Annotated in this window: 23 protein-coding genes; 11 read left to right on the forward strand and 12 right to left on the reverse strand. The window is 64.6% G+C overall.

What is annotated here, in order from left to right:
- Positions 1–147: 147 nt before the first annotated feature.
- The 6 genes from urtA (at position 148) to AC1DX2_RS08600 (ending at position 6,729) form a co-directional block, all read left to right on the forward strand.
- On the forward strand, positions 148–1,413 hold the full coding sequence (urtA, locus tag AC1DX2_RS08575) for an urea ABC transporter substrate-binding protein (RefSeq protein ID WP_477195913.1): 1,266 nt from the start codon (positions 148–150) through the stop codon (positions 1,411–1,413).
- A gap of 121 nt (positions 1,414–1,534) precedes the next feature.
- Positions 1,535–3,121, forward strand: a complete 1,587-nt coding sequence (gene urtB / locus AC1DX2_RS08580) for an urea ABC transporter permease subunit UrtB (RefSeq protein ID WP_477195914.1) — start codon at positions 1,535–1,537, stop codon at positions 3,119–3,121.
- 2 nt (positions 3,122–3,123) lie between these two features.
- Positions 3,124–4,248: an urea ABC transporter permease subunit UrtC gene (gene urtC, locus AC1DX2_RS08585; RefSeq protein ID WP_477195915.1), complete on the forward strand. Its 1,125-nt coding sequence runs from the start codon at positions 3,124–3,126 to the stop codon at positions 4,246–4,248.
- Positions 4,245–5,117 (forward strand): urea ABC transporter ATP-binding protein UrtD, encoded by an 873-nt coding sequence (gene urtD / locus AC1DX2_RS08590; RefSeq protein WP_477195916.1) that lies wholly within the window; start codon positions 4,245–4,247, stop codon positions 5,115–5,117. The genes urtC and urtD overlap by 4 nt, the downstream gene beginning before the upstream one ends.
- 19 nt (positions 5,118–5,136) lie before the next feature.
- Positions 5,137–5,829 (forward strand): urea ABC transporter ATP-binding subunit UrtE, encoded by a 693-nt coding sequence (gene urtE / locus AC1DX2_RS08595; RefSeq protein WP_477195917.1) that lies wholly within the window; start codon positions 5,137–5,139, stop codon positions 5,827–5,829.
- 279 nt (positions 5,830–6,108) lie between these two features.
- A complete protein-coding gene (locus tag AC1DX2_RS08600) occupies positions 6,109–6,729 on the forward strand; it encodes a hypothetical protein (protein WP_477195918.1) in 621 nt (206 codons plus the stop codon).
- A gap of 172 nt (positions 6,730–6,901) precedes the next feature.
- Here AC1DX2_RS08600 and cynS read toward each other — a convergent pair whose 3' ends face one another.
- The 6 genes from cynS to AC1DX2_RS08630 all read right to left on the reverse strand — a co-directional run bounded on the left by cynS (position 6,902) and on the right by AC1DX2_RS08630 (position 12,463).
- On the reverse strand, positions 6,902–7,345 hold the full coding sequence (gene cynS / locus AC1DX2_RS08605) for a cyanase (RefSeq protein ID WP_477195919.1): 444 nt from the start codon (positions 7,343–7,345) through the stop codon (positions 6,902–6,904).
- 37 nt (positions 7,346–7,382) lie between these two features.
- Positions 7,383–8,195 carry an ABC transporter ATP-binding protein gene (locus AC1DX2_RS08610; RefSeq protein WP_477195920.1) on the reverse strand — a complete coding sequence of 271 codons (813 nt, stop codon included), beginning with the start codon at positions 8,193–8,195 and terminating at the stop codon, positions 7,383–7,385.
- A gap of 11 nt (positions 8,196–8,206) precedes the next feature.
- Positions 8,207–9,070, reverse strand: a complete 864-nt coding sequence (gene ntrB / locus AC1DX2_RS08615) for a nitrate ABC transporter permease (RefSeq protein ID WP_477195921.1) — start codon at positions 9,068–9,070, stop codon at positions 8,207–8,209.
- 9 nt (positions 9,071–9,079) lie between these two features.
- The gene (locus AC1DX2_RS08620) at positions 9,080–10,474 is read right to left on the reverse strand and encodes a CmpA/NrtA family ABC transporter substrate-binding protein (protein WP_477195922.1); all 1,395 of its coding nucleotides are present in this window, start codon (positions 10,472–10,474) and stop codon (positions 9,080–9,082) included.
- A 130-nt stretch (positions 10,475–10,604) separates the two neighbouring features.
- The gene (locus tag AC1DX2_RS08625) at positions 10,605–11,243 is read right to left on the reverse strand and encodes a response regulator (protein WP_477195923.1); all 639 of its coding nucleotides are present in this window, start codon (positions 11,241–11,243) and stop codon (positions 10,605–10,607) included.
- A gap of 5 nt (positions 11,244–11,248) precedes the next feature.
- Complete coding sequence (locus AC1DX2_RS08630; RefSeq protein WP_477195924.1) at positions 11,249–12,463, reverse strand: sensor histidine kinase; 1,215 nt, start codon at positions 12,461–12,463, stop codon at positions 11,249–11,251.
- A gap of 174 nt (positions 12,464–12,637) precedes the next feature.
- Between AC1DX2_RS08630 and AC1DX2_RS08635 the strand changes: the two genes are divergently transcribed.
- A complete protein-coding gene (locus AC1DX2_RS08635) occupies positions 12,638–14,668 on the forward strand; it encodes a M13 family metallopeptidase (protein ID WP_477195925.1) in 2,031 nt (676 codons plus the stop codon).
- Between the two features lie 10 nt (positions 14,669–14,678).
- Here the strand turns inward: AC1DX2_RS08635 and arfB are convergent, their stop codons facing one another.
- Positions 14,679–15,077, reverse strand: a complete 399-nt coding sequence (arfB, locus tag AC1DX2_RS08640) for an alternative ribosome rescue aminoacyl-tRNA hydrolase ArfB (RefSeq protein ID WP_477195926.1) — start codon at positions 15,075–15,077, stop codon at positions 14,679–14,681.
- A gap of 15 nt (positions 15,078–15,092) precedes the next feature.
- Positions 15,093–15,548, reverse strand: coding sequence for a type II 3-dehydroquinate dehydratase (gene aroQ / locus AC1DX2_RS08645; protein ID WP_477195927.1), 456 nt, complete (start codon positions 15,546–15,548; stop codon positions 15,093–15,095).
- A gap of 121 nt (positions 15,549–15,669) precedes the next feature.
- Between aroQ and AC1DX2_RS08650 the strand changes: the two genes are divergently transcribed.
- The 3 genes from AC1DX2_RS08650 to AC1DX2_RS08660 are packed head-to-tail and all read left to right on the forward strand — an operon-like array spanning position 15,670 to position 18,630.
- Positions 15,670–16,227 (forward strand): GbsR/MarR family transcriptional regulator, encoded by a 558-nt coding sequence (locus AC1DX2_RS08650; RefSeq protein ID WP_477195928.1) that lies wholly within the window; start codon positions 15,670–15,672, stop codon positions 16,225–16,227.
- 14 nt (positions 16,228–16,241) lie between these two features.
- A complete protein-coding gene (locus AC1DX2_RS08655; RefSeq protein ID WP_477195929.1) occupies positions 16,242–17,597 on the forward strand; it encodes a cytochrome ubiquinol oxidase subunit I in 1,356 nt (451 codons plus the stop codon).
- Entirely contained in the window at positions 17,590–18,630 is a 1,041-nt protein-coding gene (locus AC1DX2_RS08660; RefSeq protein WP_477195930.1) for a cytochrome d ubiquinol oxidase subunit II, read from the forward strand. Before AC1DX2_RS08655 ends, AC1DX2_RS08660 begins: the two co-directional genes overlap by 8 nt.
- 5 nt (positions 18,631–18,635) lie before the next feature.
- Here AC1DX2_RS08660 and AC1DX2_RS08665 read toward each other — a convergent pair whose 3' ends face one another.
- Together AC1DX2_RS08665 and AC1DX2_RS08670 are read right to left on the reverse strand one after the other, a co-directional pair.
- The gene (locus AC1DX2_RS08665) at positions 18,636–21,122 is read right to left on the reverse strand and encodes a penicillin-binding protein 1A (RefSeq protein ID WP_477195931.1); all 2,487 of its coding nucleotides are present in this window, start codon (positions 21,120–21,122) and stop codon (positions 18,636–18,638) included.
- Positions 21,115–22,203: an aldo/keto reductase gene (locus AC1DX2_RS08670; RefSeq protein WP_477195932.1), complete on the reverse strand. Its 1,089-nt coding sequence runs from the start codon at positions 22,201–22,203 to the stop codon at positions 21,115–21,117. Before AC1DX2_RS08670 ends, AC1DX2_RS08665 begins: the two co-directional genes overlap by 8 nt.
- A gap of 96 nt (positions 22,204–22,299) precedes the next feature.
- Here AC1DX2_RS08670 and AC1DX2_RS08675 point away from each other — a divergent pair, with 96 nt between their 5' ends.
- Complete coding sequence (locus AC1DX2_RS08675; RefSeq protein WP_477195933.1) at positions 22,300–22,884, forward strand: adenylate/guanylate cyclase domain-containing protein; 585 nt, start codon at positions 22,300–22,302, stop codon at positions 22,882–22,884.
- A 15-nt stretch (positions 22,885–22,899) separates the two neighbouring features.
- On the opposite strand, the gene AC1DX2_RS08680 is transcribed toward AC1DX2_RS08675, so the two are convergent.
- Both AC1DX2_RS08680 and aroC read right to left on the reverse strand, forming a co-directional pair.
- The gene (locus AC1DX2_RS08680; protein ID WP_477195934.1) at positions 22,900–23,364 is read right to left on the reverse strand and encodes a DUF1203 domain-containing protein; all 465 of its coding nucleotides are present in this window, start codon (positions 23,362–23,364) and stop codon (positions 22,900–22,902) included.
- A 269-nt stretch (positions 23,365–23,633) separates the two neighbouring features.
- Positions 23,634–24,728 carry a chorismate synthase gene (aroC, locus tag AC1DX2_RS08685; RefSeq protein ID WP_477195935.1) on the reverse strand — a complete coding sequence of 365 codons (1,095 nt, stop codon included), beginning with the start codon at positions 24,726–24,728 and terminating at the stop codon, positions 23,634–23,636.
- Positions 24,729–24,749: the final 21 nt, after the last annotated feature.

Raw genomic sequence — 24,749 nt, forward strand, 5'->3', positions numbered from 1 at the left:
TCAAGCCAACGCCGCATTGGTACGCCAACTTGCATACAAGATGGCGGGTACCCGCGCGGAGGGTCCATGGAAGCGACTGGCACGCCCTTTGCATTACAGGGTGATCCCCGGTGTCCATCCGGTTATAACCCTGGAGAAAAACGCATCATGAATCGTCGCGGCACTATCAAGACGCTCACGGCCTCGCTGGCCTTGGGCTTTGGAATGGTTGGCGGGGCCTGGGCCCAAGCCAAGGACACCATCAAAGTGGGCGTGCTCCACAGCCTGTCGGGCACCATGGCCATTTCCGAGACGGTGCTGAAAGACACGGTGTTGATGGCCATTGAAGAAATCAACGCCAAGGGCGGCGTGCTGGGCAAGAAGCTGGAAGCCGTGGTGGTGGATCCGGCCTCCAACTGGCCGCTGTTCGCCGAAAAGACCAAGCAGTTGCTGACGCAGGACAAGGTGGCGGTGATCTTCGGCTGCTGGACCTCCGTCTCGCGCAAATCGGTGCTGCCGGTGGTGGAAGAGCTGAACGGCCTGCTGTTCTACCCGGTGCAGTATGAGGGCGAAGAGCTGTCCAAGAACGTGTTCTACACCGGCGCGGCGCCCAACCAGCAGGCCATCCCCGCGGTGGACTACCTGATGAGCAAGGAAGGCGGCGGCGCCAAGCGCTGGGTGCTGCTGGGCACCGACTACGTGTACCCCCGCACCACCAACAAGATCCTGCGCGCCTACCTGAAGAGCAAAGGCGTGAAGGACACCGACATCGACGAGAAGTACACCCCGTTCGGCCACAGCGATTACCAGACCATCGTGGCCGACATCAAGAAGTTCTCGGCCGGCGGCAAGACGGCGGTGGTCTCCACCATCAACGGCGACTCCAATGTGCCCTTCTACAAGGAACTGGGCAATGCCGGCCTGAAGGCCAAGGACGTGCCGGTGGTGGCCTTCTCGGTGGGTGAGGAAGAACTGCGCGGCGTGGACACCAAGCCGCTGGTGGGCCACCTGGCGGCGTGGAACTACTTCATGTCCATCAAGAGCCCGGCCAACACCGCCTTCATCAAGAAGTGGAGCGACTACGCCAAGGCCAAGAAGCTGCCCAACGCCGACAAGCCGCTGACCAACGACCCGATGGAAGCCACCTACATCGGCATCAACATGTGGAAGCAGGCGGTGGAGAAGGCCAAGTCCACCGATGTCGACAAGGTCATCGCCGCCATGGCCGGCCAGACCTACACCGCACCCTCGGGCATCACCTCCAAGATGGACGAGAAAAACCACCACCTGCACAAGTCGGTGTTCATTGGCGAAGTGAAGGCCGACGGCCAGTTCAACGTGGTGTGGAAGACGCCCGGCCCGGTCAAGGCCAAGCCGTGGAGCCCCTACATCGAAGGCAACGACAAGAAGCCTGACGAGCCGGTGAAGAAGTAACTCACCATCCACCTGCCGGTTGGGTGCGCCGGGCGGCGCGCCCGCCCGGTGGGCCGGGCTTTGCCCACCCTGTCGACGGCTTCACGCCGACCTTTCCCACCAAGGCCTCCTTGCCCCGCCCATGCTGTTACGCCGCATTGCCCTCGCACTGACCGCAGCCACGCTGTTGCTGGCCGGACCCGTGCGGGCGCTGACGCCGCAGGAGGCCCAGGCCATCGCCACCGGTGAGCCCGACGCGCGCATCGCCGCGCTGAACAAGGCCGTCACCACCGCCGACGAGCGCACCGCCGCCTTCATCCAGGCGCTGGCTGACGACGCCGTCAAGCTGGCAAACGGCAAGGTGCTGATCGTCAAGGACGACAAGGCCTATGACGCCGTCAGCGGCGCCACGGTCAATCTGCCCGCCGACGCCGAGGACGTGGTCATCAACAACCGCATGCGCGGCGAACTGGATTCGGCACTGGCCGCGCTGAAGCTGTTCTCCAAGGACAAGGCGCCGCGCCTGGAGGCCATCAAGGCGCTGCAGAGCGACACCGACGAGGCCAAGCTGCCGCTGATCGAGAAGGCCTACGCGGCCGAAAACGACGCGCTGGTGAAGGAGCAACTGGGCCTGGTGCGCGCCGTCATCCTGCTCAACAGCGCGGACAAGACGCGCCGGCTGGAAGCCGCCAAGCTGCTGGCGCAAAGCGGCAACGCCAGCACCAAGACAGCATTGCTGGAGCGGCTGAAGCAGGAGACCGAACCCGACGTGAAGTCCGCCATGGAAGCCACGCTGCGCAATGTGGAAGCCACTTTGGCCTGGGGCGACAAGCTGGGTGCGGTGTTCTCCGGCATCAGCCTGGGCTCCATCCTGCTGCTGGTGGCGCTGGGCCTGGCCATCACCTACGGGCTGATGGGCGTCATCAACATGGCCCATGGCGAGCTGATGATGATTGGCGCCTACGCCACCTACCTGGTGCAGGGCGTGTTTCAGAAATACTTTCCTCCCAGCGCTTTCGGCTGGTACCTGGTGTGCGCGGTGCCGGCCTCTTTCCTGGCAGCGGCGCTGATGGGCGCGGCGCTGGAGCGCAGCGTGATCCGTTTTCTTTATGGCCGGCCGCTGGAAACCCTGCTGGCCACCTGGGGCATCAGCCTGATGCTGCAGCAACTGGTGCGCTCCATCTTCGGCGCCCAGAACGTCAGCGTGGAAAACCCGGTGTGGATGAGCGGCGGCGTGCAGGTGCTGGGCAACCTGTCGCTGCCCTACAACCGGCTGGTCATTGTCGGCTTCGCCTTCGCGGTGCTGCTGGGCGTGGCCTGGCTGATCGCCAAGACGCGGTTGGGCCTGTTCGTGCGCGGCGTGACGCAAAACCGGCCGATTGCCGCCTGCATGGGCGTGAACACCGCGCGCATAGACACCTATGCCTTTGCGCTGGGCTCGGGCATCGCCGGCCTGGCCGGCTGCGCTTTGAGCCAGATCGGCAACGTCGGGCCGGACCTGGGCCAGGGCTACATCGTGGACTCGTTCATGGTGGTGGTGCTGGGCGGCGTGGGCCAGCTGGCCGGCACGGTGTATGCCGCCATGGGCCTGGGCATCCTGAACAAGTTCATCGAAGGCTGGGCCGGCGCCGTGCTGGCCAAGATCGCGGTGCTGGTGCTGATCATCATCTTCATCCAGAAGCGCCCGCAAGGCATCTTCGCAATGAAGGGCCGCAGCGCGGAGGCATGACCATGAATACCGCAGCGGCCACGCCTTCTCCCATCGTTCTGCCCGCCCCCAAACCGCTGATGAGCCGCAGCGGCTGGGCCGGTTTTGCCATCGCGCTGATCACCGTCTGCGGCCTGGCGCCGCTGCTGAACCTGGTGGTGCCAGCCGACAGCGTGCTGCACCTGAGCGACTACGCGGTGGCGCTGCTGGCGCGCATCATGTGCTACGCCATCTGCGCGCTGGCCATGGACCTGATCTGGGGCTACACCGGCATCCTGTCATTGGGCCATGGCGTGTTCTTCGCGCTGGGCGGCTACGCCATGGGCATGTACCTGATGCGCCAGATCGGGCGCGACGGCAACTACAAGAGCGACCTGCCCGACTTCATGGTGTTCCTGGACTGGAAGACCCTGCCCTGGCACTGGGCCTTGAGCGACAGCTTCATTGCCACGCTGCTGCTGATCGTGGTGGTGCCGGGGCTGGTGGCGCTGGTGTTTGGCTTTTTCGCCTTCCGCTCGCGCATCAAGGGCGTGTACTTTTCCATCATCACGCAGGCGCTGACCTTTGCCGCCATGCTGCTGTTCTTCCGCAACGAGACTGGCTTTGGTGGCAACAACGGCTTCACCGACTTCAAGCGGATACTCAATGTGCCGATCGCCACGCCAGCCATGCGCATGCTGCTGTTCGTGCTGACCGGGCTGGTGCTGCTGGGCCTGTTCCTGGCCGCCAAGTGGCTGGTGGCCAGCAAGTTCGGCCGCGTGCTGCAGGCCATACGCGACGCTGAAAGCCGGGTGATGTTCTGCGGCTACAACCCCATAGGCTACAAGCTGACCATCTGGACCCTGTCGGCCATGATGTGCGGCGTGGCCGGCGCGCTGTATGTACCGCAGGTGGGCATCATCAACCCGGGCGAGATGAGCCCGGCCAGCTCCATCGAGATCGCCATCTGGGCGGCCGTGGGCGGGCGCGCCACGCTGGTGGGGCCTATCGTGGGCGCCTTCATCGTCAACGGCGCCAAGAGTTGGCTGACCGTGGTGGCGCCGGAGTTCTGGTTGTATTTTCTCGGTGCGCTGTTCATCGCCGTCACGCTGTTCCTGCCGGATGGTGTGGTGGGGTTGATTCGCCGGCTGAAGGGCCTCAAGAAATGACGCCCGAGCTGATGGAGGAAGGTGCGCGCCGCGTGGCGCAGCACGAGCAAGCCGAGACGGGCAAAACCGAATCAGGCGGCCGGGCTGCTGGCTATGGCCGTGTGGCCCATGCCGGCGAGGTGGATGTGTCGCACGGGCGTATCCTGTACCTGGAAGACGTCAGCGTCAGCTTCGACGGCTTCAAGGCCATCAACAAGCTGTCGCTGGACATTGCGCCTGGCGAGTTGCGCTGCATCATCGGCCCCAACGGCGCCGGCAAGACGACGATGATGGACATCATCACCGGCAAGACGCGGCCCGACAGCGGCAGCGTGTTCTTCGGCAGCACCATCGACCTGCTGCGCTACAAGGAGGCCGACATCGCCCAGATGGGCATAGGCCGCAAGTTCCAGAAGCCCACGGTGTTCGAGCAGCTGACGGTGTTCGAAAACCTGGAGCTGGCGCTGAAGACCAACAAGGCCGTGCGGCCATCGATGTTCTTCAAGCTGGATTCTGCGCAGAGCGACCGCCTGGCCGAGATCCTGCACACCATCCACCTGAGCGACAGCGTCAACGCGCTGGCCGGCGTGTTGAGCCACGGCCAGAAACAATGGCTGGAGATCGGCATGCTGCTGATGCAGGACCCGAAGCTGCTGCTGCTGGACGAACCGGTGGCCGGCATGACGGACGAGGAGACCGCGCGCACCGCCGAGCTGTTCCTGACGCTGAAGGGCAAGCATTCGCTGATGGTGGTGGAACACGACATGAGCTTCATCAAGACCATCTCGGAAATTGTCACCGTGCTGTGCGACGGCGCGGTGCTGGCCCAGGGCACGCTGGACCAGGTGCAGGCCGACGAGCGCGTGATCGAGGTGTACCTGGGCCGCTAGGCCCCGGAGCAGACAAGCCATGTTGGACGTCAAGAACATCAACCAGTACTACGGCGGCTCGCACATCCTGCGCGACGTCAGCCTGCGCGCCGAGCCAGGCAAGGTGACCGTGGTGCTGGGCCGCAATGGCGTCGGCAAGACCACGCTGCTGAAATCCCTGATGGGCCTGGTGCCCATCAAAAGCGGCGGCATTGAATTCAATGGCGCCCCCATTCACAAGGCCACACCCTACGAGCGCGCCCGCGCCGGCATAGGCTTCGTGCCGCAGGGCCGCGAGATCTTCGCCCGCCTGACGGTGGAAGAGAACCTTCGGATGGGCCTGGCCTACAAAAGCGCGGCTACACCCATCCCCGCAGAGCTGTACGAGCTGTTCCCGGTGCTGAAGCAAATGCTGAAACGCCGCGGCGGCGACCTGTCGGGCGGCCAGCAGCAGCAACTGGCCATCGCCCGCGCGCTGGCGGCCGGCCCCAAGTTGCTGATGCTGGACGAGCCCACCGAGGGCATACAGCCCAGCATCATCAAAGACATCGGCAAGGTGATCCGCATGCTCGCCAACCGCGGCGACATGGCCATCGTGCTGGTGGAGCAGTACTACGACTTCGCCGAGGAGCTGGCCGACCAGTACGTGGTGATGGAGCGCGGCTCGGTGCTCGCGGCTGGCCAGGGCAAGAACATGCGCGTGGATGGGGTGCGTGAGTTGGTGGCAATCTAGCTCTTGTTTGCGTTTTGCGTGGCTACGCAGTGCGGCATCCGGTGATTGGCTCCTTCCCCGCTATGCAGGTCGCTTCCGCAAATCACCAACTACCGCACTGCTTCTGATTTTCGTGAAACCGAAAATACCAACTTCAGACAGCCAAGCCCTTCCGTTCGTCCTGAATTTGACGAAGGACGCTTGCACAGACTCGCAGGCAAGGTTCGCACAGACGACGGGAAGTATGCTTCCAGATAACATCGAGCCTCACACATTCGACTTTTCTAGGGAGAGAATTCAATGAAACGCTTGTTGCGCACTTTCTTTTTCTTGGTATGCGGCCTATGTACTTTCAGTGCTTTTTCGGGAGAAACAACGCCCCGCGTGGCACGGTTGGATTCACTCCTGGCCGCACATGACTATGAAAAAATAATGTATGAACTGTTTCCAGAATACAAGGGAGCACCTGCGACACTGACGAGTGCTTCATACAAGGAAGAAAACCTCAGTTGGCTCAAGGCGAATGCGCCGAAAGCCGAATTTCCTTTGCGCTACTTTTTGTCGTGGATACTGAAGGACACTGATTTGGCCGAAGCCAGAAAATGGAATGCGAGTGGCCGAATTGCGCTAATGCTTGACATTGAGGCTTGCAAGAATCGCCGCGATCGCGGAATAGTTTGGTACATGATTGTGGAGGGGCGCGACAGCACGCTCATGCGGGCTGACGACAAGAAGTGGGCGATGGCTGTGGACGAGGCTCTCCAGTGGAATTCAGAGGACCTTCTTAGCGTGGGGTTCTCCAAGGGTTGGTTTTGCGGCAATGGAAACCTCAACTCGGCTGAAGATGCAAAAAATGGTCGCATCGATCTTCGGCAGCAAATAAAGAAGAGGAACGATCTGACGCTGAATAAACCGTCATGATGCAGAGCATGGCGTGCCAACATCGCGCACGCCAGCCCAGCTCGCGGCCGACGACGCTGGGGCGTATGGCGCAGTGAAATATTAGGGGGAGGCCGCAGGCCGGAGGACATTCACGGAGCCATGCGCCCCAGTGGCGTTGGCCACCGCGAACCTGCTCCCCTTGTGTAGGGTATCAGTAGGTCTTATAGGGAAGGAACTTGCCCGACAGCACCACATTGACGCGATCCCCCTTCGGATCCGGCTGCCGCTGGATGTCCATGCTGAAGTCGATCGCGCTCATGATGCCGTCGCCGAACTCTTCGTGGATCAGTTCCTTGATCGTCGTGCCGTAGACGCTGACGATCTCGTACCAGCGGTAGATCAGCGGATCGGTGGGCACGGGGGTGGGCAGCGAGCCCTTGTAGGGCACCACCTGCAGCCACTTCTGTTCTTCGGCATTCAGGCCGAAAATCTTGCCCACCACCTTGGCTTGCGCGGCGGTGAAGGTCATCTGCCCCAGGCAGGCGGCGGTGGTCCATTCCTTGGACTGGCCCACCTTCTTGGCCACTGACTCCCAGGTGATGCCTTTGGCCACCTTGGCGGTGATGATTTTTTCGGTGACGTCGTTGCGGTTCATGTTGGCTCCTTGGCAAGGGTGGTTGGTTGAGGCGTGTTCAGGCATGCGCCTGGTTCTGTCCGGGCATCGCCCGGCTGACTAGGAAATCGACAATGTGGTTGCGCAGCGCGTAGTAACCATCCAGGTGGTGCAGCTCGGCGCGCTTGCGGCTCTTGGGCAGGGGGTTGACCACCAGCTCGGCGATACCACCGGGTACATAGCCCTCATCCGTCTCACCGCCGTTGCCCATCAACACAATGCGGTCGGCCAGCAGGATGGCCTCGTCCACGTCGTGGGTGATCATGAACACCGTTTGCTGGGTGTCGCGCACGATGGCCATCAATTCGTCCTGGATGGTGCCGCGCGTCAGCGCGTCCAGCGCGCCGAAGGGCTCGTCCAACAGCAGCATCTTGGGCTGCGTGGCGAAAGCGCGGGCAATGCCCACCCGCTGCTTCATACCGCCGGACAACTGGGCAGGTTTCTTGTCGGCCGCCGCCGTCAGCCCCACCAGCGCAATGAACTTGTCCACGTGCACATTGACCTTGGGCGCGGGCCACTCTGACCAGCGCGAAATCACCGCAAAAGCGATGTTGCGCCGCACGCTGAGCCATGGCATCAGCGCGTGGCTCTGGAACACCACGCCGCGCTCCAGGCTGGGGCCGCGGACCTCGCGGCCGTCCATGATCACGTGGCCGCTGCTGGCCGTGTCCAGCCCGGCCAGCACATTCAGGATGGTGGTCTTGCCACAGCCCGAATGACCAATGATGCAAACGAATTCACCACGCTGTATGGTGAACGACACATCGGCAAACACGGGTTTGGCCGGCACAAAGGCCTTGGCCAGCTGCTCTACCTTGAGAAAGTCTTGCATACCTGAGCGCCCTATTCCGCGTAGGTGACCAGCCGTTGCAGGTAGCCGAACACCATGTCCAGTAGCATGCCGACGACACCGATGACGCCGATGGCGAAGATCACGTTGCTCAGCGACAGGTTGTTCCACTCGTTCCACACGAAGTAGCCAATGCCGGTGCCGCCCACCAGCATCTCCGCCGCGACGATGACCAGCCAGGCAATGCCCATGCTGATGCGCATGCCGGTCAGGATGGTGGGCGCGGCCGCCGGCAGGATGACGCGCAAGGCCTTGCGCAGCGGTGTCACCTCCAGCGTGGCCGCCACGTTCAGCCACTCGCGCTTGACCGAGGCGACGCCGAAAGCGGTGTTGATCAACATCGGCCACACCGAGCAGATGAAGATGACGAAGATGCCGCTGATGGTCGAGTCCTTGATGGTGTACAGCGCCAGCGGCATCCAGGCCAGCGGGCTGATGGGCTTCAAGATCTGGATGAAGGGGTCGAAGGCACGGCGCAGCAGCGGCGACATGCCGATGACAAAGCCCAGCGGCACCGCCACCAGCACCGCCAACCCAAAGCCCAACGCCACCCGCGCCAGCGAATAGGCCAACTGGATCAGGATGCCCTTGTCATTCGGCCCGTTGTCATACACCGGGTTGCTGGCGTGCTTCCAGATCGTGGCGCCCATCTGGCCCAGCGTGGGAAAGCCGGTGGTCTTGCCGCTGCCCACGTCCTTGCCCATCATCTTCTGGTACTCGATCTGCTCGGCCGTCATGCCAGCGGTCGATGCCGGCCCGCTGCCGGCCGCCGGCAGCGTGGCAGCGTGCCAGATGCCGAGGAGCAGCAGCAGGATCAGCAGCGACACCAGCGCCGCTTTGGCGTTCAAGGACTTCATGTGGACGGGTCAGGCCATCTTGCTGATGGCAAAGCTCTTGGCGTACTCTTCGGGCTTGGCCGGGTCAAACTCCTTGCCCATCACCTTGAACTTCTTGTACGCCCCCTCCGGTGGCTTCATGCCCACCTGCGCCATGTACTTCTTGGCGTCCGTCAGCAGAAACACCTTCTCGGCGATCTGCTTGTAGTTGACGTCGCCCTTCACATAGCCCCAGCGCTTCATCTGCGTCAGCATCCACACCGCCATGCTCTGCCAGGGCACGGGGTCGAAATTGGCGCGGTCCGGCACATTCTTGATGTTGCCCAGGCCGTCGGCGAACTTGCCGGTCAGCACCTGCTGCAGCACCGCCTCGGGCTGGTTCAGGTACTGGGTGGGCGCGATCACCTTGGCGATCAGCTCGCGGTCCTTTGGCGCGCTGGCCATCTGCGAGGCTGTCAGCACGGCACGGTACAGCGCGGCGAAGGTGTTGGGGTTCTGGCGGATGAACTCGTCACTGACGCCGAAGGCACAGCAAGGGTGGCCGTCCCAGATTTCCTTGGACAGGATGTGGATGAAACCCACCTCGTCATACACCGCGCGCTGGTTGAACGGGTCCGGCCCCAGGAAGCCGTCGATGTTGCCGGCGCGCAGGTTGGCCACCATCTCGGGCGGCGGCGTGACGCGGATCTGCACGTCGGTGTCCGGGTTGATGCCGTTTTCCGCCAGGTAGTAGCGCAGCAGGAAGTTGTGCATGCTGTATTCGAACGGCACTGCGAACTTGAAACCCTTCCACTGCTTCGGGTCGCGCTTGTCCTTGTGCTTCACGTGCAGCGTGATGGCCTGGCCGTTGGTGTTCTGTATCGCCGCCACGTTCATCGCCACCGGGTTGGAGCCCAGCCCCATGCTCATGGCCAGCGGCATGGGCGACAGGAAATGCGAAGCGTCGTGCTCCTTGTTGATCATCTTGTCGCGTATCAGCGCCCAGCCCGCGGTCTTGTTCAGCTGCACATTCAGGCCCTGCTGGCGGTAAAAGCCCAGCGGTTCGGCCATGATCAGCGGCGAAGCGCAGGTGATGGCAATGAAGCCAATCTTCAGGTCCTTCTTCTCCAACGGCCCGCGCTCCTGCGCCATGGCCTGCAGGGCGCCCACCGGCAACAGCGAGGCGATGGCCGCGCGTGCGGTGTTGGCGCCCACGGCACGCAGGAAATTGCGGCGCACGGCGTCCACCGGGAACAAGGCCTTCACCAGCGCGGCCTCGACAAAAGCGCGCGAGGCGGTGGCCTCATCCTGTACGGCCTGCGCCATGGCGGCACCATGTTCGGCGGGCGCATGGTCCTGGCCACAGCCGCAACGCAGCATCAGCGGACGGTCCGCGTTGTAGGGGTCGTGCGTGGAAACTGTTTCAGCCGGCGGCAGTTTGCTCATGGGGCACCTCGTGAATGGATGCACCCTGCAACGCAAGGGCCGGGCCTGTTTTGCCCGGCCGGGGCATGCGCCCGAAGATCACTGAGCATTCGTGCAGACCGTGTAGGGCCAGCACTACAAAACCGCCGTATCAGGCCATGCCCGGGTGCCTTTGCGCGTACAAGGCCAGCTCCACATCGTTCTTGGTTCCGGTTTTTTCCAGGATGCGCGCGCGGTAGGTGCTGACCGTGTTGGCAGCCAGTTCCAGCTGCGCACCAATTTCGCTCACCGTGCGCCCCAAAATGAGTAGGCGAAACACCTGGTGCTCGCGGTGCGACAGCGCCTGTGCCCCGCCCTTGCCGCTGACCGCATTGGCCAGCGCTTCGGCCGTGCTGCCGCTGACGTAGATGCCACCCCCAGCCGCCTTGCGCACCGCCGCCAGCATGTCGTCGGGGTCGGCGCTCTTGTTCAGGTAGCCGGCGGCACCGAGCTTGATGCAGCGCACCGCATACTGCCGCTCGGGGTATGTGGACAGCATCAGCACCGGCAGTTGGGGACGGCTGAGCTTGAGCTGGCGCAACACGTCCAGCCCATCGCGGCCAGGCAGTGCGATGTCCAGCAGCACCACCTGCACCGCCTCGCCCAGGCTGTCCACCAAGGCCAGCACCTGCGCGCCGTCGCCGGCTTCGGCCACCAGGTGCAGGTCCGGCGCCTCAGCCAGCACCTGCTTGATGCCCTCGCGCACGATGCGGTGGTCGTCGCAGACCAGCACACCTATCCTGTCGGTCATGCCGCTCATGCCACCGCCTGCGGAATCTGCAAAGGCAACGACAGCGACAGCGTGCAACCCTGGCCGGGCTGGCTGGTGATGTGGATGTCGCCGCCAAAGTGGCGTGCCCGCTCACGCATGCCCATCACGCCGTAGGCGGTGCGCGCCTCAAAGGCGGCGGGCTGCGCACCCACGCCGTTGTCGTGCACCACCATGTCCAGCTGCTGGGAGTCAACCTGTATGCGCACGGTGATGGCACTGGCCTGCGCATGCCGGCCCACATTGGACAGCATTTCCTGGAAGATCCGGAACACCGCGATGGCCATCGCCTCGGGCGGCTCGGCCATGCCCTCGGCCAGGTGCATCTGCCAGTCGCATTGCAGTTCGGCGCCGAGCGCGAACTCCTGCGCCTGCCATTCCAGCGCCGCCCACAGGCCCTGGTGGTCCAGGATGCTGGGGCGCAGGTCGGTGATGATGCGACCCACGTTGTCCACTGCCCGCTCTATCAGCCGGCTGATGTTCTGGCACTTGCCGCGCAGCGTCTCGCGCATGGCCTGGGCGGCGTCGGCATCGCGCTGCTGCTGCTCGGACAGGCGCTTGTCCATCCAGTTGACGTCCATCTTCAGCGCCACCAGCAGGCTGCCCAGTTCGTCATGCACCTCGCGGGCAATGCGGGTGCGCTCATCCTCACGCACCTGCTCCGAGTAAGCGCCCAGCTCGCGCAGCTGCGCCAGCGCCTGCGACAACTCACGGGTGCGCTCGGCAACGCGCAGTTCCAGCTCCACCTTGGCCCGGGCCAGTGCGCCGGCCGCCTGCTTGCGCTCGGTGATGTCCACAAAGGTGATGACGGCGCCGCGCACCTGCTCGCCATCCAGAATGGGGTGGCTGGAATACTCCACCGCGAACGAGCTGTGGTCGCGCCGCCAGAACACCTCGCTGTCGATGCGGCATGGCAGGCCACGGCGAAAGGCGTTGAAGATGGGGCATTCGGTGTCCGGGTAACGCGAGCCGTCGGCGTGCGAGTGGTGGGTCAGCCAGTGCATGTTGTGCCCCAGCACCTCGGCCGGCATATAGCCCAGCATGCGCGCACCTGCCCGGTTGATGAACATGCAGTGGCCGTCCAGGTCGATGCCGAAGATGCCCTCGCCGGTGCTCTCCAGCAGCAGCCCCAGCTGGTGCTGCCACAGCGGGTCTGCGGCGACTGGTGGCGCAGCTACGGCAAACAAGGCGTTGGAAGGCATAGGGATGCCAAAGCAACGCCTGTGCCAGGGCGCATCGCCGCGCTGGGCATCGCAGGCCCTGCAGCACGCCCTGCGGCCTGCTACGATTCAGCAAGATCGCCTCGCACAGGCTCCTCCATCAACAGCCCCACCATGCGCCGTACCCTGCTTGCCCTGCCAGCCGCTATAGCCGGCATGGTTGTCACCCTGCTCACCAGCTTGCCGGCGCAAAGCCAGCCGGCCACCGGCACCGACAAGCCGCTGACCGAGTTCCCCTACACCCCTGGCCTGGACGTTACGGCCATGGACCGCTCGGCGGACCCTTGCCAGGATTTCTACCAATACAGCTGCGGCGGCTGGATGAAGAACAACCCCATCCCCGCCGACCAGCCACGCTGGAGCGTGTACGGCAAGCTGTTCCAGGACAACCAGCGCTACCTGTGGGGCATCCTGGACGCGCTGGCCAAGACCGGCGGCACCGCCAGCCAGCAGCAGATGGGCAACTACTTCGCCGCCTGCATGAACGAGGAGGCGGTGGACAAACTGGGCCATGCACCGCTGAAGCCCTGGCTGGCAAAGGTCGACCAACTGCACAGCAAGGCCGAATTGCCCACGCTGCTGGCACAACTGCACCTGGCCACCAGCGACGCCGGCCTGTTCTTCGGCTTTGGCTCGGACCAGGACATGTCCAACTCGTCGCAGGTCATCGCCTTTGCCACCGGCGGCGGCTTGAGCCTGCCCGACCGGGACTATTACATCAAGATGGATGCCCGCTCCAGGGACTTGCGCGCCAAGTACCTGGCCCATGTGGCGCGCATGCTGGTGCTGATGGGTGAGGCGCCCGAGCAAGCGCAGCGGCAAGCGCGCACCGTGATGGCCATGGAAACCGCGCTGGCCCGCGCCACGCTGACCCGGGTGGACAAGCGCGACCCCTACAAGCTGTTCCACAAGATGAGCGTGCAGGAACTGCAGGCGTTGACCCCGGGCTTTGACTGGCCCACCTACCTGACCGGCGTGGGCCTGCCCACGCACGGCGAGCTCAACGTCACCGAGCCGGCTTTCTACAAGGCGCTGGCGCGCCAGCTGCAAGGCGCCAGCCTGGACGACATCAAGTTGTACCTGCGTTGGCATGTGGTGCATGCGCAGGCACCTGCCTTGTCGGCTGCCTTCGTCAATGAGAATTTCGACTACTTCAGCAAGACGCTGCGCGGCACGCCACAGCTGCCGCCGCGCTGGCGCCGCTGCGTCGCCATGGTGGACAGCCAGCTGGGCGAGGCGCTGGGCCAGGAGTTCGTGGCGCGCGCCTTCAGCCCCGAGCTGAAGGCCAAGACGCTGAAGATGACGCAGCAGATCGAGCAGGCGATGGAAGACGACATACGCCAGCTGACCTGGATGAGCCCCGCCACCAAAATCAAGGCGCTGGAAAAACTCAAGACCATCGTCAACAAGATTGGCTACCCCGACAAGTGGCGTGACTACGGCGAGGTTGTGGTGCAGCGCGACGACTTTTACGGCAACGTGGTGCGTGCCACGCAGTTCGAAAGCCGGCGCCAGCTGGCCAAGATTGGCAAGCCGCTGGACCGTGGCGAATGGAGCATGACGCCGCCCACCGTCAACGCCTACTACAGCGCGCAGATGAACGACATCAACTTCCCCGCCGGTGTGTTGCAGCCACCGCTGTTCGATCCCAAGATGGACGACGCGCCCGGCTACGGCAACACCGGCGGCACCATAGGCCACGAGCTGACGCATGGCTTTGACGACGAGGGCCGGCAGTTCGACGCCGCCGGCAACCTGAAGGACTGGTGGACGCCGACCGACGCCAAACAGTTCAAGGAGCGCTCGCAGTGCATCGTCAACCAGTACGCCAAATACACCGTGGTGGACGACATCAAGCTCAACAGCAAACTGACGCTGGGCGAGGATCTGGCCGACCTGGGTGGCCTGATCCTGGCGTGGACGGCGTGGAAGGCGCAGACCGCGGGTGTGCCGCAAGAGAGCCGCGACGGCTTGGCGCCCGAGCAGCGCTTCTTCGTCGGCTACGCGCAATGGGCCTGCGAAAACAACCGCCCGGAGGACCTGCGCGTGCAGGCCGCGACCGACCCACACTCACCCGGCAAATACAGGGTCAACGGCCTGGTGGTGAACATGCCTGAGTTTGCCAAGGCCTTTGCCTGCAAGCCCGGCGCGGCCATGGTGTCGGCCAAGCCCTGCAGGGTCTGGTGAGCCTTTTTTTTCAGTCGACCACGCGGCCGCGCAAGGCCTTGATGCCTGAGCGCTGGCTCTTGCCTTCCAGGCGCCGCTGCTTGGAAGCATAGGTGGGCTTGGTGGCACGGCGCACGCGCGGCGGTGTGGCCACGCTGTTGACCAGCTCATGCAGGCGGGCGAAGGCGTCCAGCCGGTTCATGTCCTGCGTGCGGTGCTGCTGGGCCTTGAGCACCAGCACCCCCTCTTGGGTGATGCGGTTGTCGCGCAGCGCCAGCAGCCGCGCCTTCACATCCTGCGGCAGGCTGGAGGCGGGAATGTCAAAGCGCAAGTGGATGGCGCTGGAGACCTTGTTGACGTTCTGCCCGCCCGCGCCCTGGGCGCGCACGGCGGTGACCGTCACTTCCGATTCGTCAATCTCCAGGCTCATGGTGGCTGATGATGCTCAGGCCGTCGCCGCCAGTTGCGCCAGCCCGGCAATCGCCAGCGCATAGCCGTTGACGCCAAAGCCCGCCATCACCGCCTTGGCCACCGGCGAGATGTAGGAATGGTGGCGGAACGGCTCGCGCGCATGCACATTGCTGATGTGCAGCTCGATCAGCGTCACGCCGGTGCCCTTGATCGCGTCATGCAGTGCCACGCTGGTGTGGGTGTAGGCGCCGGCATTGAACACCACGCCGGCCAGCGTGCCGGCCGCCTGGGCCTTGCCGGCCTCATGCAGCCAATCCACCAGTTCGCCCTCGTGGTTGCTTTGGCGGAAATCCAGCACCAGCCCATTGGCTGCGCAGGTGCGCTCGCACAGGTCGCGCACGTCACCCAGCGTCTGCGCGCCATACACCTGCGGCTCGCGCGTGCCCAGCAGGTTCAAGTTGGGGCCATTGAGTACAAGGACGGTCTTCATGCGGCGATTATCAACCGGGCAAGCGCTAATAACCCGATGGGCAAGTCGGGTTTGATGTGCATCAAACAACTCAAACTCTTGTAATTTCAGAAAATACTGAAAATTCAAGAAAGAACAGCACATGAACCTGCCACCCCTGACCCAGCGCTTCGTGCTGCATTTTGGCGAGATGGGCAGCCGCTGGGGCATCAACCGCACCGTGGGGCAGATGTATGCGCTGCTGTACGTGTCGGCCAAGCCGTTGAATGCGGATGAGATCGCCGAGGCGCTGAACTTCTCGCGCTCCAACGTCAGCATGGGGCTGAAGGAGTTGCAGTCGTGGAACCTGGTGCGCTACACCCACCTGCCCAATGACCGGCGCGACTACTTCCAGGCCCCCGAGGACGTGTGGGCGATCTTCCGCACGCTGGCCAACGAGCGGCGCAAGCGCGAGGTGGACCCCACGCTGTCCATGCTGCGCGACGCGCTGATGGAGCAGCCCAGCGTGGCCGAGGACATCCACGCGCAGGCGCGCATGAAGCAGATGCATGAGTTCATCGAGCTGATGACCGACTGGCTGGACGATGTGCAGAAAATGGACTCGGCCACATTGGCCAGCCTGATGAAGATGGGCTCCAAGGTGCAAAAGCTGCTGGAAATGAAGGACAAGGTGAAGCAGGTCTTCACCACCGACCTCTGAACGGACGCCACACCATGGATTCGCTCGACCCCTTCGTCCTGGCCCGCATGCAGTTTGCGGCCAACATCACCTTCCACATCCTGTTTCCCACCATCAGCATCTCCATGGGCTGGGTGCTGCTGTACTTCAAGCTGCGCTTCAATGCGTCAAAGCAAGCCTTCTGGATGGACGCCTACCAGTTCTGGGTCAAGATCTTCGCGCTGACGTTTGCCCTGGGTGTGGTCAGCGGCATCACCATGAGCTTCCAGTTCGGCACCAACTGGCCCGGTTACATGAACACCGTGGGCAATGTGGCCGGCCCGCTGTTGGCCTATGAGGTGCTGACCGCCTTCTTCCTGGAAGCCACCATGCTGGGCATCATGTTGTTCGGCCGTGCCCGCGTCGGTGACCGCGTGCACACGGTGGCCACGTTCCTGGTGGCGGCCGGCACCACGCTGTCGGCCTTCTGGATACTGGCGCTGAACTCGTGGATGCAGACCCCGGACGGCTTCCAGATGGTGGATGGCAAGGCGGTGGTGACCAGTTGGTTTGAAGTCATCTTCAACCCCTCCTTCCCCTACCGGCTGACGCACATGCTGCTGGCCTCAGGGCTGACCGTTTCCTTCCTGCTGGCGGGCCTGAGCGCCTGGCGCTGGCGCAAGGGTGACCAGGGCGCCGAGGCGCGGGCCAGCCTGCGCACGGGGCTGGTGCTGGCGGCGCTGCTGATCCCGATCCAGATCTTCGTCGGCGACCAGCATGGCCTGAACACGCTGCACCACCAGCCGGCCAAGATCGCCGCGATGGAAGGCATCTGGGAGACGCAAAAAGGCGTGCCCGCCGTGCTGCTGGCCTGGCCAGACGCCAAGGGGCAGAAGAACCACTTCGAGATCGGCATCCCCAAGCTGGCCTCGCTGTACCTGACGCACAGCTGGGACGGTGAAATCCAGGGCATCAAGGCCTTTGGTGACAAGCACCCGCCGGTGGCGCCGGTGTTCTGGGCCTTTCGCATCATGGTGGGCGTGGGCATGCTGATGCTGGCTGTCAGCTGGTTCGGCGCCTGGCGCACGCGTGGCGACCGCGCGCCACCAGGTTGGTTCACCCGCGTGCTGGTGGGCATGACCTTTGCCGGCTGGGTGGCGCTGGTGGCCGGCTGGTACGTGACCGAGATCGGCCGCCAACCCTGGCTGGTGCAGGGCGTGCTGTTGGCGAAGGACGCCGCCTCCACCCAGCCTGCCGCGCACATCGCGCTGACGCTGGGCATGTACGTGACGCTGTACGCAGTGCTGCTGGTGGCCTATGTGTCGGTGCTGTTTTATCTTGCCGGCAGCGCCGCCAAAAAAGCACGCACCGGCGTGGACGAAGCCCAAGGCGCAGGGGTGCCCCATGTTTGATGCCACCACCTACCCCGACCTGAGCCAGCCCGCCGGCTGGCTGCCCCTGGTGTTTGCCGCCGTGATGGCGCTGGCCATGTTGGCATATGTGGTGCTGGACGGCTACGACCTCGGCGTGGGCGTGCTGCTGCGCCGTGGCGTGGGCGACGAGCAGCGCGACGCCATGATCGCCAGCATCGGCCCGTTCTGGGACGCCAACGAGACCTGGCTGGTGCTGGGCGTGGGCGTGCTGCTGGTGGCCTTTCCGCTGGCGCACGGCATCATCCTGCAGGCCTTGTACCTGCCGGTGGCGCTGATGCTGCTGGGGCTGACGCTGCGCGGCGTGGCGTTTGACTTTCGTGTCAAGGCGGCCGCGCGTTTCAAGCCGCTGTGGGACAACGCCTTCTGCCTCGGCTCGCTGCTGGCCGGCTGGGCCCAGGGCTTCATGCTGGGCGGGCTGATCACCGGTTTTCGCGGTGATGTGTGGAGCCTGCTGTTCAGCGCGCTGATCGGCCTGTGCCTGCTGGCGTCCTACTGCCTGCTGGGCGCCGGCTGGCTGATCCTGAAGACTGAAGGGCCGTTGCAACTGAAGGCGGTGGGCTGGGCGCTGCGCAGCCTGTGGCTGACGGTGGCCGGTGTGGGGCTGATCTCCGTCGTCACGCCACTGGTCAGCACACGCATTTTCGACAAGTGGTTCAGCTTTCCCAACATCGCGCTGCTGGCGCCCATCCCGCTGGCCACAGGGGTGCTGTTCTTCGTCATCTTCAGGAGCCTCACCCGCTTGCCCCTGCGCCTGGGCCAGGCCAATGAATACGGCGTCGGCGTGCCGTTTGCCTGCACGGTGGGCGTGTTCCTGCTGGCCTTCTACGGCCTGGGCTACAGCCTGTTCCCCTGGCTGGTGGAAGGCCGGCTGAACATCTGGCAGGCCGCCAGTTCGCCCGACGCACTGCGCGTGATCTTCTACGGCGTGGTGGTGGTGCTGCCGGCCATCATCGGCTACACGGTGTTTGCGTACCGGGTGTTCCGGGGCAAGTCGACGGCACTGAAGTACTAGCCAGGCTAGGGGTTCAGGATCGGCGGCCGGGGCGTCAGGTCCTGCGCCGGGGCGGGTCTGGCCTGCTGCTGCGGCTGCCCGGGCCGCTCGGGAATGGCGGCGTTGGTCTGGCCAGCCGGGTTGTTCGGCAACGGCACGCCGGCCGCTGCAGGCGTCGCAGTGGCCGGCGCGGTGCTTGTGCTGCCCGCAGGGGCGCCGTCGTCCAAGCCTATGCGCTGCACAAAGCCGTCCAGCGCCAGCTCGCTGTAGATCCAGTCGCCCCCGTACTTGATCACGTCGGGCGGTGGCGTCAACTCACTCACCGGCACATCCTTCAGCGCATGGCGCATGTAGGTGATCCACACCGGCAGCGCCAGGCCGCCGCCAAACTCGCGGTCGCCCAGGCTGCGCGGGTCGTCATAGCCTATCCAGGCCACCGCCACCAGCCTGGGTTGGAAGCCGGCGAACCAGGCGTCCACCGCGTCTGTGGTGGTGCCGGTCTTGCCATAGAGGTCAGGGCGCTTCAGTTGCTGCTGGGCGGCAGCGGCCGTGCCGCTGCGGGTGACCTCTTGCAGCAGGCTGTTCACGATGAACGCATTGCGCGCGGGTATCACCCGCTGGTCCTCGGTGTGCGGCGTATTGGCGGGCGGCGCGGCGAACACCACGCGGTCTTGCGAATCCGTCACCCGCAGCACCAGCACCGGCTTGACGCCATAGCCGCCATTGGCCAACACCGCGTAGGCGCCAGCCATCTGCATGGGGGTGGCCGCCCCCGAGCCCAGCGCCAGCGTCAGGTTGTCGGGCTGGCGCGACGGGTCCAGGCCAAAGTTGCCGGCCCACTCGCGCACCACCTGCGGCCCCAGCAATTGGGCCAGCCGCACCGACACCAGGTTCTTGGACTTGGCCAGCGCCTGGCGCAGCGTCAACGGGCCGTCGAACTGACCATCCGAATTGCGCGGCTGCCAGACGTTGTTGCCCGTGCCATCGACGTCGATGGCCAGCGGCGCGTCGTTCACCAGCGTGGCCGGCATCACCTTGTGTTCCAGCGCGGCCGAATACAGGATGGGCTTGAAGCTGGAGCCCGGCTGGCGCCAGGCCTGGGTGACGTGGTTGAATTGGGCGCGGTTGAAGTCAAAGCCGCCCACCAGCGCGCGCACCTGGCCCGAGTGGGGCTCCATCGCCACAAAGGCGCCCTGGGCCTGCGGCCACTGGCTGACCACCCATTGGCCGTTGCGCTGGGCCACGCGCACCACCGAGCCCCGTCGGATGCGCAGCTCATTGGAGGCGCGGGCCGACAGCGCCGGCTGCACCCAGCGCAGGCCCTCGCCTGCCAGCGTCAACACCTGGCCATCGGCCAACGTGACCTCCAGCTTGCGGGCATCGGCCAGTGTGACCAGGGCCACGCGCAAGTCTTCGTCGTCCGCATAATCGGCCAGCGCCTTGGTGACAGTGGCGTCACCGGCGCGGGCGTCATCGGCCAGCGGTTCTTCATCTTCCGGGCCGCGGTAGGGTTGGCGGCGGTCGTGCTCCAGCAGCTCGCGGCGCAGCGCCTGAAAGGCTACCTGCTGGTCTTTGGCCAGCAGCGTGGTGTAGACCTTGTAGCCGGCGGTGTAGGCCTGCTCGCCAAACTGGCCGAACACGCCCTGGCGCACCATCTCGGCCACGTATTCGGCGTGCACGTCGGTCTGGCCGTTGCGGCGCACGTGCAGCGGCTCGGCCCTGGCGGCGGCGTGCTGCACGTCGGTCAGCACGCCGGTCACGCGCATGCGCTCCAACACCTGCAGCTGGCGCTTGCGGGCGCGCTCCGGGTTGGCCACCGGGTTGGCGAAGTTGGGGTTTTGCGGCAGGCCGGCCAGCATGGCGCATTCGGCCGCCGACAGCGCCGACAAGGGTTTGCCGAAGTACACGTGCGCGGCGGTCTCGAAGCCATAGGCGCGCTGGCCCAGGTAGATCTGGTTCATGTACAGCTCGAGGATCTGGTCCTTGTCGAGCTGGCTTTCAATCTTCACCGCCAGCAGCAACTCGCGGAACTTGCGGTCCAGCGTCTTGCGCGACGACAGGTAGAAGGTGCGCGCCACCTGCTGGGTGATGGTGGAGCCGCCCTGCGAGCGCAGCAGATGCGTGGTGTTGGCGATGAAGGCGCGCGCCAGCCCGCTGAGCGAAAAGCCGTAGTGGCTGCGAAAGCCGGTGTCCTCGATGGCCAGCAGGGCGTCCTGCATCAGCTTGGGCGTTTGCGCGATGGGCAGGAAATAGCGCCGCTCCACGCCGTACTTGCCGATTTCCACGCCATCGCTGGTGAACACCCGCAGCGCCTGCTTGGGGTGGTAGTCGCTGAGTTCGGCGATGTCGGGCAGCTGCCAGTACACCACCCCGGTGACCAGCAGCAACAGAGCCGCCAGCGGCGCGGCCACGCGCGTCAGCCACCAACGCCAGCTCACCGATTTCAACCGCTGCCAGCCAGCCCTCAACTTTTGCTGGGCCGCCTTCGACAGGGCGGCCGCGCGTTCACGCATGCCCCAGCACCGGATGCGGCTCGTAAGGCGCTTCCAGGCGCGCCAGCTCCGGCGCGGTCAGCTTCAGCTCCAGCGCCGCCACCGCCTGGTCCAGCTGCGGCAGCTTGCTGGCGCCGACGATGGGCGCCGTCACACCCTTGTGCAGCAGCCAGGCATAGGCCAGCGTGGCGTTGCTGACGCCTTTCTCAAGCGCCAGCTTGCCCAACTCTTCCACCACCTTGAAATCGCTGGCGCGGTAGTAGTAGGTCTGGGCGATGTTGTCGGTCTTGGCGCGCTCGGTGGCGGCGCTGGCCGCAGTGGCGGCATCGGCCTTCTTGCCCTTGGCCGGCGCGGCTTCGGCGGCCTTGGCGGCGGACTTGTCTGTCAAGGCCCGGTTACCCGCCAGGAAGCCGCGCGCCAACGGGCTCCAAGGGATCAGCGCCACCCCCTGGTCGCGGCACAGCGGGATCATTTCGCGCTCTTCCTCGCGGTAGGCCAGGTTGTAGTGGTTCTGCATGCTGGCAAAGCGCGTCCAACCGTGCTCGCGGGCAATCTGCTGCGCCTTGGCAAACTGCCAGGCCCACATGCTGCTGGCGCCCAGGTAGCGCACCTTGCCGGCCTTGACCACGTCGTGCAGCGCCTCCATGGTCTCTTCCAGCGGCGTCTCCATGTCCAGCCGGTGGATCTGGTACAGGTCAATGTAGTCGGTGCCCAGGCGCTTGAGGCTGGCATCCACGGCGTGGAAGATGCGCTTCCTGCTCAGGCCGTCCTGATTGGGCTTGCGCGGCGGCTTGGCGTCGGTGGCCATGCCGCCCTTGAAATCCAGGTCCACCGGGTAATACACCTTGGTGGCCACCACCACTTCCTCACGCTTGCAATAGGCTTTCAGGAACTTGCCGGTCAGCACCTCGGATTCGCCGGCCGAATACATGTCGGCGGTGTCGAAGAAATTCAGCCCCAGGTCGATGGCGTGCTTGACCAGCGGGCGCGAGGCGGTCTCGTCCAGCACCCAGGGCCGCCACTTGGGCGTGCCGTAGGTCATCATGCCCAGACAAATTCGCGACACCTTCAGACCCGTGCGACCCAGACTCACATACTCCATGGTTTCCCTTTCAGTGCCCGCCGTTGTGCGTGGCTGTGGTTCAGACCCACTTTACTTGATACACAGGCCGTTCTCTGTGCAAAAATAGTGCAGATCATGGCCCAATCCGACGAACTTGCTGATCTGCTGACGCAGCGCCGCCAGCCCGGTGCCGACCGCGCTGCCATCGACCAGGCGATTTACCAGCGCTTTGGCCGCACCCAGGCGGTGATGTTCACCGACCTGGTGGGCTTTTCGCGCGTGGTCGAGGCCTTTGGCATCGTGCATTTCCTGCAATTGATACAGGAATCCGAGCAATTGTTCCTGCCGCTGATCACCGCGCACGGCGGCGTGTGCCTGAAGCACGAGGGCGATTCACTGCTGGTGGTGTTCGACGCAGCAGCCCCGGCACTGGCCACCGCCCGCGCCATGGTGGCCGCCACCAAGGCCGCCAACCCCGGACGCTCCCCCGAAGAGCGCATCGAGGTCTGCATTGGCCTGGGCTACGGCACCGTGCTGCGCATAGACAACGACGACGTCTGGGGCGCCGAAGTCAATGCCTCGTCCAAGCTGGGGGAAGAGACCGCGCGCGGCGGTGAGATCCTGGCCACCGACACCTTCCGTGACGAATTGCCCAATGAGCCCTTCGACCGGGAAGGCACGCTGTTCGGCAACCGCACCTATTACAAATTGACGGACTGAACCCGCCCTGCCCCGTCAGGCCCGCTCCACCCGGGCTGCGTAGCACCCACGCCGCGCGTTGTGCACCTGCAAATAGGCCGCCTCAGGGTTGGCCAGAAACTGCTCAAAGCGCGCGGCGGCCTCGCTGCCGTCAAACACCTCAGCGTCAATCATCATGTGCTGCGCATCAAACGCCCGCACCGCCAGCAACCGCGAAGCCAGCACTTCCGGCACTTGGTCCACGGCGTCAAATGCCTGCTGCGCGGCTTTGCGCACATAGATGGCATGCGTGGCCCGGTAGGGCGTGTTGGCCGGCTGGTGTTCATAGTTCAGCAGCAGAAGTTCTTCACCGACATCGGCGTGCGCCATGCTGACGCGGCAGGGCATCTTGTCGTTGTCAGCCGTCACGCGGACGATGCCGCGTAGGCGCAACTCGTCGTCACTGAGGTTGAACAAGGGCTGGAAGGATTCGGGCGCGAGGCCCAGGACACGGAAAGACATGGCGGTGATCTCCTGTTGAACATGACCGCCATGGTGCCGGCAACGGGGACCGACCGCCGGCCGTTTCCGGACACAGCATTCACTCCCATTCCTACCAACGGGACTTAGACCAGCGCAACGCTCGCCAATTGACCCGATGTCGCTGGGGCGCGTGGCGCAGCGGAATCAAGCAGGAGGGCCGCAGGCCCGGGGGACATCCGCGTAGCCACGCGCACCAGCGGCGTCGGCAGCCTGCCAACCAAGCAGCACACGCCGCAAGCGCAAAAATGTCAGACGTGCCCAGGAATCGGCGTTGCCGGAGGAACGACATCCCCACACTGCGCCCGGTGCCGCAACACGTGTTCCATCACCACCAGCGCCAAAAACGCCTCGGCAATCGGCGTGGCGCGAATCCCCACGCAGGGGTCATGCCGGCCCTTGGTGATGACCTCGGTGGCTTCGCCCTGCAGGTTGATGGTCTCGCGCGGCGTGATGATGGAGCTGGTGGGCTTGATGGCGATGCTCACCTCCAGGTCCTGCCCGGTGGTGATGCCGCCCAGCACGCCGCCAGCGTTGTTGGACTTGAAGCCTTCGGGCGACAGCGAATCGCCATGCATGCTGCCGCGCTGCGCCACACTGGCGAAACCGGCGCCGATCTCCACACCCTTGACGGCGTTGATACCCATCATCGCGTAGGCGATGTCAGCGTCCATGCGGTCAAACAGCGGTTCGCCCAGGCCCACCGGCACCTTGCTGGCCACCACGCGCAGGCGCGCGCCGCAGGAGTCGCCCGCCTTGCGCAACGCGTCCATGTAGGCCTCCAGTGCCGACACATCGGCAATCGGGGCAAAGAACGGGTTGTTCGGCACATGCTCCCAGGACTCGAAGGGCACCACCTGGTCACCGATCTGGGTCATGCAGCCGCGAAACTCGGTGCCGTATTTGGCTTTCAGCCATTTCTTGGCCACTGCGCCGGCGGCCACCATAGGCGCGGTCAGGCGGGCGGACGAGCGGCCCCCGCCACGCGGGTCGCGCAGGCCGTATTTGTGCAGGTAGGTGTAGTCGGCGTGGCCGGGCCGGAAGCTCTGGGCGATGTCACCGTAATCCTTGCTGCGCTGGTCGGTGTTGCGTATCAGCAGGCAGATCGGCGTGCCGGTGGTCTTGCCCTGGTAGACGCCGGAGAGGATTTCCACCGCGTCGGGCTCGTTGCGCTGCGTCACATGGCGGCTGGTGCCAGGACGGCGACGGTCCAGGTCGCCCTGGATGTCGGCCTCGCTCAGGTCCATGCCGGGCGGGCAACCGTCGATCACGCAGCCGATCGCCGGCCCGTGGGATTCGCCGAAATTGGTGACCGCGAAGAGTTGTCCGAAAGTGTTGCCGCTCATACCCGGGATTATCCCAGAGCC

Source organism: Hylemonella sp. P2_B10, assembly GCF_056404875.1.

Coding starts and splice junctions, on each gene's coding strand:
- urtA (WP_477195913.1), top strand. CDS start 148: ATGAATCGTCGCGGCACTATCAAGACGCTCACGGCCTCGCTGGCCTTG.
- urtB (WP_477195914.1), top strand. CDS start 1,535: ATGCTGTTACGCCGCATTGCCCTCGCACTGACCGCAGCCACGCTGTTG.
- urtC (WP_477195915.1), top strand. CDS start 3,124: ATGAATACCGCAGCGGCCACGCCTTCTCCCATCGTTCTGCCCGCCCCC.
- urtD (WP_477195916.1), top strand. CDS start 4,245: ATGACGCCCGAGCTGATGGAGGAAGGTGCGCGCCGCGTGGCGCAGCAC.
- urtE (WP_477195917.1), top strand. CDS start 5,137: ATGTTGGACGTCAAGAACATCAACCAGTACTACGGCGGCTCGCACATC.
- AC1DX2_RS08600 (WP_477195918.1), top strand. CDS start 6,109: ATGAAACGCTTGTTGCGCACTTTCTTTTTCTTGGTATGCGGCCTATGT.
- cynS (WP_477195919.1), bottom strand. CDS start 7,345: ATGAACCGCAACGACGTCACCGAAAAAATCATCACCGCCAAGGTGGCC.
- AC1DX2_RS08610 (WP_477195920.1), bottom strand. CDS start 8,195: ATGCAAGACTTTCTCAAGGTAGAGCAGCTGGCCAAGGCCTTTGTGCCG.
- ntrB (WP_477195921.1), bottom strand. CDS start 9,070: ATGAAGTCCTTGAACGCCAAAGCGGCGCTGGTGTCGCTGCTGATCCTG.
- AC1DX2_RS08620 (WP_477195922.1), bottom strand. CDS start 10,474: ATGAGCAAACTGCCGCCGGCTGAAACAGTTTCCACGCACGACCCCTAC.
- AC1DX2_RS08625 (WP_477195923.1), bottom strand. CDS start 11,243: ATGACCGACAGGATAGGTGTGCTGGTCTGCGACGACCACCGCATCGTG.
- AC1DX2_RS08630 (WP_477195924.1), bottom strand. CDS start 12,463: ATGCCTTCCAACGCCTTGTTTGCCGTAGCTGCGCCACCAGTCGCCGCA.
- AC1DX2_RS08635 (WP_477195925.1), top strand. CDS start 12,638: ATGGTTGTCACCCTGCTCACCAGCTTGCCGGCGCAAAGCCAGCCGGCC.
- arfB (WP_477195926.1), bottom strand. CDS start 15,077: ATGAGCCTGGAGATTGACGAATCGGAAGTGACGGTCACCGCCGTGCGC.
- aroQ (WP_477195927.1), bottom strand. CDS start 15,548: ATGAAGACCGTCCTTGTACTCAATGGCCCCAACTTGAACCTGCTGGGC.
- AC1DX2_RS08650 (WP_477195928.1), top strand. CDS start 15,670: ATGAACCTGCCACCCCTGACCCAGCGCTTCGTGCTGCATTTTGGCGAG.
- AC1DX2_RS08655 (WP_477195929.1), top strand. CDS start 16,242: ATGGATTCGCTCGACCCCTTCGTCCTGGCCCGCATGCAGTTTGCGGCC.
- AC1DX2_RS08660 (WP_477195930.1), top strand. CDS start 17,590: ATGTTTGATGCCACCACCTACCCCGACCTGAGCCAGCCCGCCGGCTGG.
- AC1DX2_RS08665 (WP_477195931.1), bottom strand. CDS start 21,122: ATGCGTGAACGCGCGGCCGCCCTGTCGAAGGCGGCCCAGCAAAAGTTG.
- AC1DX2_RS08670 (WP_477195932.1), bottom strand. CDS start 22,203: ATGGAGTATGTGAGTCTGGGTCGCACGGGTCTGAAGGTGTCGCGAATT.
- AC1DX2_RS08675 (WP_477195933.1), top strand. CDS start 22,300: ATGGCCCAATCCGACGAACTTGCTGATCTGCTGACGCAGCGCCGCCAG.
- AC1DX2_RS08680 (WP_477195934.1), bottom strand. CDS start 23,364: ATGTCTTTCCGTGTCCTGGGCCTCGCGCCCGAATCCTTCCAGCCCTTG.
- aroC (WP_477195935.1), bottom strand. CDS start 24,728: ATGAGCGGCAACACTTTCGGACAACTCTTCGCGGTCACCAATTTCGGC.